Origin of the sequence: Clostridium sp., assembly GCF_016650095.1 — a bacterium.
Taxonomy (GTDB): Bacteria; Bacillota; Clostridia; order Clostridiales; family Clostridiaceae; genus Clostridium_AD.
In genome coordinates, this window is the sequence record NZ_JAENWL010000421.1 from 1 (window position 1) to 2695 (window position 2695).

Annotated in this window: 4 protein-coding genes; 3 read left to right on the top strand and 1 reads right to left on the bottom strand. The window is 30.3% G+C overall.

Translation table 11 applies throughout. The annotated features are described in order from the left end of the window. Nucleotides 1-35 precede the first annotated feature (35 nt). Both JJE11_RS17360 and JJE11_RS17365 read left to right on the top strand, forming a co-directional pair. The gene (locus JJE11_RS17360; RefSeq protein WP_291637900.1) at nt 36-656 is read left to right on the top strand and encodes a hypothetical protein; all 621 of its coding nucleotides are present in this window, start codon (nt 36-38) and stop codon (nt 654-656) included. Nucleotides 657-900: 244 nt separating this feature from the next. Further along, complete coding sequence (locus tag JJE11_RS17365) at nt 901-1842, top strand: AEC family transporter (protein ID WP_291637896.1); 942 nt, start codon at nt 901-903, stop codon at nt 1840-1842. Between the two features lie 85 nt (nt 1843-1927). Here JJE11_RS17365 and JJE11_RS17370 read toward each other — a convergent pair whose 3' ends face one another. Next, nucleotides 1928-2506: a hypothetical protein gene (locus JJE11_RS17370; protein WP_291637898.1), complete on the bottom strand. Its 579-nt coding sequence runs from the start codon at nt 2504-2506 to the stop codon at nt 1928-1930. On the opposite strand from JJE11_RS17370, the gene JJE11_RS17835 reads away from it, so the two are divergent. Further along, nucleotides 2478-2695, top strand: a 218-nt coding sequence (locus tag JJE11_RS17835; RefSeq protein WP_366927963.1) for a DUF1361 domain-containing protein, incomplete at its 3' end; no start/stop codon positions are given. The two genes, JJE11_RS17370 and JJE11_RS17835, sit on opposite strands and share 29 nt — an antisense overlap.

Sequence of the window (2695 nt, forward strand, 5' to 3'; positions counted from 1 at the left end):
ATTCCTCTGAAAATGGAGGAGATCTGATAGATTTTGTGGAAGATTTTGATGATGATACATGGAGTATCCATTTGCAATCTCTAAGAATTCCATTAGGGACATCGGCCTCACTTACAAAGCGACCAGGGTATTTACGGTTATACGGTGGTGAGTCCATGTCTTCCTTTCATCATCAAAGTTTATTGGCTCATAGACAACAACATTTTCATTTTAATGCAAATACAGTAATAGAATTTAATCCAATTACATATCAACAAATGGCAGGTCTGATTTATTATTATGATAATATCAGCTATTATTATTTGCATGTAACTTATGATGAGGAACAAGGAAAGATTCTAAATTTAATTTCGTCAGTTTTAGGAAATACGACTTATCCAATTGGACATGGGATTCCAATAGGTAACGAATCATCAATTGAATTAAGACTTATCTGTCATATGGAACAAGCACAGTTTTCATATTCACTAGATGGAAAACACTTTACTGATGTAGGACCTGTTTTGGACGCTACTGTTTTATCAGATGATTATTATGTGAAAAAAGGTCATTGTAGATTTACCGGAGCTTTCATTGGCATCTGTTGTCAAGACCTATCTGGACAGCAAAAATATGCAGATTTTGATTATTTAAAATATAAAGAATTAGAAAAATGAGACAAGTATAAAAGTAAGTTTCTATATCTTTTAAAAGCTACCACATTAATGAGTGGTAGCTTTTCTAATTAGAGCTATTGACACATTATTCTAAGGTGCTACAATTATACTTATATGAGGTAAAATGTGCTTTATTTCACTAAAGATGGTAAAACGCTTGCTTATCATAAAATGCTAAATTAGATTGGTTATAAAGAAAAATAAATTATAAAAAAAGTTTAAATAACTTTAGTGAGGTGAACATATGTCTAATATTATTTTAATTATATCTAAGATAGTACCTGTTATACTTCTCATTGCCTTAGGGAATTTTTTTCAACATATTAAATTTTTTAAGGAAAGCACAATTGATGATTTAAAAAAAATCATAGTGAATATTTCCCTACCAGCACTACTATTTACAGCATTTGTAGAAATTAAATTTCAATCAAAGTATTTATTTATTGTGGTAATAGTGTTTGGGGTTTGTTTATTAATGCTTTTTGTAGGAGTACTATTAAAAAGATTGCTTAAGGTTGAAAATAAATATTTTCCTTCTGTTTTTTCGGGTTTTGAAACTGGTATGATGGGCTATTCAATATTTGTTGCAATATATGGTTCTGCAAGCATGTACAAGCTTGCAGTAGTTGATCTAGGTCAGGTAGTATTTGTATTTTTTATTTTAGTTACTTACCTCGGAAGATTAAATGGTGACAATTCAAATTTTAAAGAACTTGTAATATCATTTATTAAATCCCCAATTATTATTTCGATTTTTCTAGGAATATTTTTAGGGAGCGTTGGTGTAATAGGACTGATCAGCAAGTTTTCAATTTTAAATGGATTTTACGAAACTATAAAATTGATTTCTAGTCTTACAGTACCTATTATTTGTATAGTAATAGGATATGAACTTCATGTCAGCAAAAATAGTTTTGGGCTGCCATTACTGACAGCCTTAATAAGAATTATAATTCAAGTAACGATAGCTTTTTTTATTAATACTTTCTTAATAGTTGGATTTTTGCATCTTGATAAGATTTTTGTAATAGCAGTATATACGATGTTTATACTGCCACCACCATTTGTTATTCCAATTTTCATGAAAAAATGTGATTATAATGATAAGCAGTTTATGATAAATACTATATCAATAAATATTATTTTGTCGTTAATTGCATATCTTATAATTATAGTATTATTATAGCAAATTCAATAAAAGTTCTTCAAATCATATTTTTAGTTAATCATCTGTGGATAGAGCTATTTTAATAAGTCAACGAGTTTCTCGTCTAACGGAGCGGGTTGCTTTTTAAAATCTGTTCTACTTCTTCATACCCTAGCGGGTATGCAAAATTGTAACGTGCAGGAAGCGCAAAAACATAGTTGTTATTTCGTCCAAGCTCACTTGGTCCGATAGGTGCTGCACTAACAGACAATTTTTCTTGTTTGATTAATTCCCATTGAGGAACTGTGAATACCATAATGGGTATATCCTGTCGTGGTTTTACAGAAGTCCATTTAGGATGTCTGATAGAATATGTCAGACCTGTTTCAACAATATTACCAGATTTTATATCTGAGCCCGTCCATTTACCAGTGATAATTGAATAACCTTTCCAACTCTTAGGTAATGAGAAATTAAAACCATATTCGGTATTTTTGTACACAATTAAGTTTGCATCAACAGGTGATGATGAGGTAGAATTACTTGTGTCATTGCTCTGCTGATTGGTATTAGTGTTGCTGGTTTGATTCTTACCATTGTCCACTTGTTTGAGTGGAATGTTCGTTGAACACCCTACGATAAGTGTCAAGGAAAGAACTGCAATAGTACATTTTATGGTTGTTTTTTCAAATGAAAAATTCATCCTAATCCTCCTCAAAATATATCATAACTATAGATTACATTTGAAGGAGTATGCAGTTGGTTTTATTTCGCTATACATAATTCAACATTCATTGATAAAGAAGTATAATAGTATGGTTTCTTGGATACTTGTTTTAATTGTTCATATACTAACTGGATTTGCTATTTTCATAGGTAGATTTAATAGATG

Coding starts and splice junctions, on each gene's coding strand:
- JJE11_RS17365 (WP_291637896.1), top strand. CDS start 901: ATGTCTAATATTATTTTAATTATATCTAAGATAGTACCTGTTATACTT.
- JJE11_RS17370 (WP_291637898.1), bottom strand. CDS start 2,506: ATGAATTTTTCATTTGAAAAAACAACCATAAAATGTACTATTGCAGTT.